The organism is Halobiforma nitratireducens JCM 10879, from assembly GCF_000337895.1.
GTDB lineage: Archaea > Halobacteriota > Halobacteria > Halobacteriales > Natrialbaceae > Natronobacterium > Natronobacterium nitratireducens.
In genome coordinates, this window is sequence record NZ_AOMA01000119.1 from 1 (window position 1) to 5992 (window position 5992).

At 61.2% G+C, this 5992-nt stretch carries 6 protein-coding genes; 5 read left to right on the plus strand and 1 reads right to left on the minus strand.

What is annotated here, in order from left to right; translation table 11 throughout:
• Positions 1 to 630 precede the first annotated feature (630 nt).
• The 4 genes from C446_RS11650 (at position 631) to C446_RS11665 (ending at position 4761) form a co-directional block, all read left to right on the plus strand.
• A complete protein-coding gene (locus C446_RS11650) occupies positions 631 to 1509 on the plus strand; it encodes a FeoA domain-containing protein (protein WP_239639498.1) in 879 nt (292 codons plus the stop codon).
• Positions 1510 to 3372, plus strand: a complete 1863-nt coding sequence (gene feoB, locus C446_RS11655) for a ferrous iron transport protein B (protein WP_006673310.1) — start codon at positions 1510 to 1512, stop codon at positions 3370 to 3372. It abuts the gene before it with no gap.
• A gap of 234 nt (positions 3373 to 3606) precedes the next feature.
• The gene (locus C446_RS11660) at positions 3607 to 4197 is read left to right on the plus strand and encodes a 50S ribosomal protein L15e (RefSeq protein ID WP_006673311.1); all 591 of its coding nucleotides are present in this window, start codon (positions 3607 to 3609) and stop codon (positions 4195 to 4197) included.
• Between the two features lie 129 nt (positions 4198 to 4326).
• Positions 4327 to 4761, plus strand: coding sequence for a universal stress protein (locus C446_RS11665; protein WP_006673312.1), 435 nt, complete (start codon positions 4327 to 4329; stop codon positions 4759 to 4761).
• 85 nt (positions 4762 to 4846) lie between these two features.
• Here C446_RS11665 and C446_RS11670 read toward each other — a convergent pair whose 3' ends face one another.
• The gene (locus tag C446_RS11670) at positions 4847 to 5557 is read right to left on the minus strand and encodes a phosphoribosyltransferase family protein (protein ID WP_006673313.1); all 711 of its coding nucleotides are present in this window, start codon (positions 5555 to 5557) and stop codon (positions 4847 to 4849) included.
• A 187-nt stretch (positions 5558 to 5744) separates the two neighbouring features.
• Here C446_RS11670 and C446_RS20280 point away from each other — a divergent pair, with 187 nt between their 5' ends.
• A complete protein-coding gene (locus tag C446_RS20280) occupies positions 5745 to 5870 on the plus strand; it encodes a hypothetical protein (RefSeq protein ID WP_275039912.1) in 126 nt (41 codons plus the stop codon).
• Positions 5871 to 5992 lie beyond the last annotated feature (122 nt).

Sequence of the window (5992 nt, forward strand, 5' to 3'; positions counted from 1 at the left end):
GTCACACTATCCACCGGATTTCTCTGACTGGTAGTCACAACGATATCTAGTCAGACGGCGCTACACTCTGCTAAACTAGAACGGATGCCTGACCTACAGGTTTTCACGCTTGACTGATCGCCTGCCGGTGACAGTTCGTACTCCGACGGGACAACGTCCAGTCACTACCAGGACTTACTCGCGGTAGTTTCGTAGAGAGGGAGCCACCGTCGTCGAAACTCGGCGGAGAAGCCGGCAAATGTCATCTGTTTCAGCGGCTGAGCGGAGCCGACTCACGCTCACATCGTTTGCAGTACTCGACTCTCGCTTGAGAAGCTCGGATTTTCGTCGCTTCCCGAACCTTGCGAACCTGAAAGTGTCTTTAGACGCGGCATATGATGGGAGGAGACGGCCGAATTACTGCCTGGTGAGAATCGGATCCGCGACTTATTTTAGGAAAGCCTAAAATGTCGGCTGAGTCGATCTTTCATGCTGGTATCGCAAGCGTACGAAGGGGGCCAGGAACAGACGGGTGACGAACGACCGACAGAGGAAGCGGGAGCAGAGCGGTCGTACGAGGGGTATTCAGGGATACAGAAGTCCAGTCCGCTGTCGCGTACGTTGTCCGCGAGCAATACGATACTACAGCGTTTGGAACGACTCGACGGCGTTTCACGGACGTTCGGCGATCTCTACTGTCGACTGTTCTACGAAAAGCTCGTCGAACGAGAGCTCGGTGTCGCCGATCCCGACGACCAGGCAACCGTCTTACAGATCGGTTGTGGACCGTTCCCGATGACGGCGATCGTGCTCGCCGAGCGAGGATACGACGTCGTTGCAATCGACAACGATCCCGATGTCGTGACCGGTGCTCGCGACGCGATCGCCGAGCGAAAGTTGACCGACGAGATCGATGTCGTCGTTAGCGACGGCCGCACGATAGATACGTCGCGGTTCGACATCGTCTGGATGGCGTTTCACGTCGCCCCCCGATCCGAACTCGTCGACGCGACAATGTCGGCCCTCGAGCCCGACCAGACGCTCGTCTACCGCCGTCCCCGGAGTTGGGCTCGAGTGATCTTTCCGTCCGACTCGCCACCGATACCGGACGATGTCGCGGTCGAAACGGTCTCCCAGCGATTCGGAAAGGAAAGCGTCGTCGTCTGTCACGACCCCGGCGACTGTGCCGACTGTGACGACGCGGCCGACTGTCCCGCGTCGGACGACGAACCGGCAAGAACCGACCCGGACCTCGCTTCCGACGAAGAGTCGACTGGGCCGACTCTCGACTCGCTGCAGGTCGGCGAACGGGCGACCATCCGAACGGTCCCCGATCACGACCTGTTACCCTCGCTGGGTGTTCGACCGGGCAAGGACGTTCGTCTCGAGACCGGACAGGCGTTCAATGGTCCACTGGTTCTGACAGTCGATGGACGAACCGTCGCACTCGATCGAACGCTGGCCGGACGAATTCGCATCGAATCGACGCCGCCGGGCCAGCGCCCACACCGACCGACGGATTCTGAATGAATGGTAAACGAGTCTACGGATACCGACGCTGACCGCCCCCGCATCGCACTGATCGGGCCGCCGAACGTCGGCAAGAGCGTCCTGTTCAACGCATTGACCGGACTCGACGCCGGCGTCGCCAACTACTCCGGGACGACCGTCGAGTACAAGCGCGGGACTGCCAGGTTTCGCGACCACGAGACGACACTCGTCGACGTTCCCGGAACGCACTCGCTTGCGGCGACCAACGAGGCCGAACAGCTCGCAGTCGATATGCTCGAGGGCGAGTGTGACCTCGTCATCTGCGTGCTGGACGCGGTCAACCTGGAAAGCAGTCTCCACCTCCTGCTCGAGGTACTGCAGTACGATATCCCGGTCGTCGTCGCGATCAACCGGGTCGACCTCCTCGAGAAAGAAGGGAAACGGCTGCGTCCGAACGATCTCGCATCTACTCTCGGGTTGCCCGTCGTTCCGACGGTCGCGACGATCGGGAAGGGGTTCGACGACCTCGTCGCTGCGGTAGCAGCGTCGCTCGAGGACCCCTCACGCGCCGGTCCACGACAGCACGTGGCCGAAACCGATCTCGGGCGGAAAACCGGTGTCGACGAAAATGTGACCACCAGCGAGAAATCCAACGGTGCCGGGGAAACCAAAGCAGCACCCCCGTTCGAAAACCGAGCCGACAGCGGGCCAAGCTGGGAGCGGGCAGGAGAGCTCTGCGAGGAAGTCGTCGTCGAGGACGACGAACCGGAGGCACACGAGTCCGGTTACCTCGAGCGGTGGAGTGATCTCCTGGTCAAGCCCTGGCCTGGCCTGCCGGTCGCGGGACTCGTCCTCGTCGGGACGTTCGCACTGGTCGTCGGCGTCGGGATGGGGATCAGGCAGTATCTGATGATACCGCTCTTCGAGGGCCTGGTGTTTCCCCAGATCGAGAATGCCGTACGAGCGGTGACGGTGCCCGGAATCTATCGAGACGTGCTCATCGGGGACTACGGGTTCCTCATCAAGGGTCTCGAGTGGCCGTTCGCGCTGGTGTTGCCATACGTCGTTTCGTTTTACTTCGCACTGAGTCTGCTAGAGGACAGCGGATACCTGCCGCGTCTGGCAGTACTGCTCGACGGTCTGTTCGGCCGAATGGGGCTGTCCGGTAGCAACGTCGTTCCCCTGTTGTTGGGATACGGCTGTGCTATCCCCGGTATCACGGCGACGAGGGCGACGTCCAACAGCGAAACCCAACGGATGACGATGATGCTGATGATCACCCTCGCAGTGCCGTGTGTCGCCCAGACCGGCGCGTTCATCGCGTTGCTGGCGGAGGAAACTGTTTTACTGGTCGTCGCTGTCTTTTTAGTCTCGTTTGCAGCACTCGGGCTCGCGGGCCTCGCCCTCGACGCCACGCTGGAGGGGACCCGGCAGCCGACAGTCACCGACGTTCCACCGCTTTTGTTCCCACCAGTTCGTCAGACGTACCGAAAGGTCTGGATGCGGATGAAACAGTTCGTCACCGGTGGCGCTTTGCATATGGTCTACGCTATCGCTTTCGCGTCGGTCCTGTACGAACTCGGCGTCCTAGAAGTCGCCAGCCGATATCTAGAGCCCCTCGTCGTCGGCTGGCTCAACCTGCCGGCGGAGGCTGCGACGCCACTGATTCTCGGTATCGTCAGGCGAGAGCTGACAGTCCTTCCCCTACTCGAGATGGACCTCGCGATGGGACAACTGTTCGTCGGAGCCATCGTCGGGCTGTTCTACGTGCCCTGTATCGCCGTATTTGCTACCGTCGCCCAGGAGTTCTCGCTTCGTGCTGCCGGACTGGTCCTCGTGATGACGATGGCCGTGTCGTTTTTCGTCGGCGGACTGTTCGCCCAGCTTCTGATGGTGGTGTGATCGGTAGGGGACCCACGCCGGCACCATCGAGATCGAACAGTGGCTGGTTCGACCCACGCCACTTCCGATGGTTCGAAGCGCTTATACACGGCGGCTGGGTACGTTTCGACGACTCGCTGGGTCGCGGGCACCAGCGGGCACCTGTTCGGCAACCGACGCCGCCACAGGCCGGGATGTGATCCGCGGGGCCCCGCCCCGTTGGGATTGAACCAGGAAACGCCCGCGGTGATACATATGGCAAAAAGCTTCTACTCACACATCAAGGAAGCCTGGAAGGACCCCGACGAGGGCAAGCTCGGGGAACTGCAGTGGCAGCGCAAACAGGAGTGGCGAGATCAGGGCGCGATCGAACGGATCGAACGCCCGACGCGACTCGACAAGGCCCGTGAACTCGGCTACAAGGCAAAGCAGGGCATCGTCGTCGCTCGGGTCTCGGTGCGTAAGGGTACCGCCCGGAAGCAGCGTTTCACGGCCGGTCGCCGATCGAAGCGCCAGGGCGTCAACCGCATCGGTCGACGCAAGAACATCCAGCGTATCGGCGAGGAGCGCGTCTCCCGGAAGTACCCCAACCTGCGGGTGCTCAACAGCTACTGGGTCGGTGAAGACGGCTCCCAGAAGTGGTTCGAAGTGATCCTCGTCGATCCGAACCATCCCGCGATCGAGAACGACGACGAGCTCAACTGGATCTGCGACGACTCCCACCAGAACCGTGCCTTCCGCGGTCTCACGAACGCTGGCAAGGACAACCGTGGTCTGAACAACCGCGGTAAAGGCGCTGAGAAGGTCCGACCGTCCAACACGGGCGGCCAGGGCCGCGCGAAGTAACCCGATCGGCGACAAGCGACTCGGTCTTCGGCACACGCGTTTTTTGGGACCCGTCCGGAACCTCCGAAACCTCCCGGCGAGCAGTAGCCGGACCCGATACTTAAGCCACAGGCGGATGTATCCCCGGCTATGACGGAACACGTCCTCGTCCCCGTAGACGAATCGGAGCGATCGAGTCAGGCCCTCGAATTCGCCTGCACGGAGTATCCCGACGCCGACATTACTGCGGTTCACGTCCTCGACCCGGGCGATTTCTACGCGGCGACGGGGATCGAAGGCGGCGCGATGGCCAACTACGACGAGATCCGCAAGCACCACGAGAACCAGGCCGACAACATCCTCGAGCGCGCGAGAGGAGAGGCCGCCGACCACGGGCAGGAGATCGAGACCGAACAGGTCGTCGGCGGCGTCTCACAGTCGGTCGTCGACTACGCGGGGGAACACGACATCGATCACATCGTGATCGGGAGCCACGGCCGAACGGGAGCCAGCCGGATTTTGCTGGGAAGCGTCGCGGAGACGGTCGCCCGACGGTCGCCGGTACCGGTGACGATCGTCAGATAGCGAGAGAGACGATAGAAGTGGTGGGATCAGGAACCGAATAACGAGCGCCACGAGAGCCGCTTTCGACCCGGCAAGGGAATTCGACTCAGACGGTCGTCAGCGATCCGACCGGTGCGTCGGTTCGTTCACGGGCACGTTCGATCCCGTCGTCACCGGCGGCGATGAGCGCGAAGACACCGGCGACATCGGCGTTTGCGGCGTCGACGATATCGAGCAGGAGCTCCTGCGTCTCGCCCGACCGGATGAGATCGTCGACGACGAGGACCGACTCGCCGGAGTCGATGGCTTCGGCAGGGAGGTAGTAGGTGAGCTCGATGCCGGACTGCAGGCGCTCGCGAGCTTCGATAAACTCCTCGACTGCGGTCTCCTTGCTCTTTTTCGCGTAAGCACAACGGGTACCGTAGTAGCTAGCCAGCGAAGCCGCGAGGGTGATACCGTCGGTCGCCGCGGTGAGGACGACATCGGGTCGTCCGAAGTCGAACCCGTTGGCGACGACGGGGGCGACGAGATCCAGGAAAGATTGGTCGAAGACCGTCTCGGAGTTGTCGACGTAGCCCTCCTCGTCGACGCGAATGCGGGCGTCGAGTTCTTCTGCCAGCGCTTTGCGGCCCAGTTCGTCGACCACTTTTTGCGCGCGGTCCGTCCCCGGGAGCACGTGCCCGTTGACGTACCGGTTGAGATCCCCTGCTGGGAGGCCGGTCGTCTCCGCCAGTTCCTCGTAGGTCCGCGTCTCCTTGAGCATCCGCAACACGTCGACGGCCCGCAACTGGAGGGCCGCTTTCTCGGCTCTGTTCATGCAGATATGCACGATTCCGCAAATATGGGTATTACGATACCCGTATTGGTAGACCTGTCCACAATTCTGGACACTGCGCTGGGTCTCCCTGATCGAGGGGACAGGCTCACGCTGAATGGGTCTCTACGGTCGAAACGAGCGGTCATGTGGACAAATATATACTGGCTGAACCGGCACCGATTGCTGAATGAGTTCGGTCGAGAATCTCTCTCAGCAGTTCATCGAGAGCGATGGACTGTGGGCGATCGAACGACTCCGGGCGTTCGATGTCGCGTTCCATTCGTTCGGTTCTGTTGAAACCCTCGCCACCTGATAAGAGAGGCCTGCTGAATCCAGAGCATGACGGCACCGTAGAAAGGGGAGACGATGAGTTATTCAACTATTTTGTATAGCCATTCTCAAACCACTGTAAATAATATTCGTAGGTTATTTACG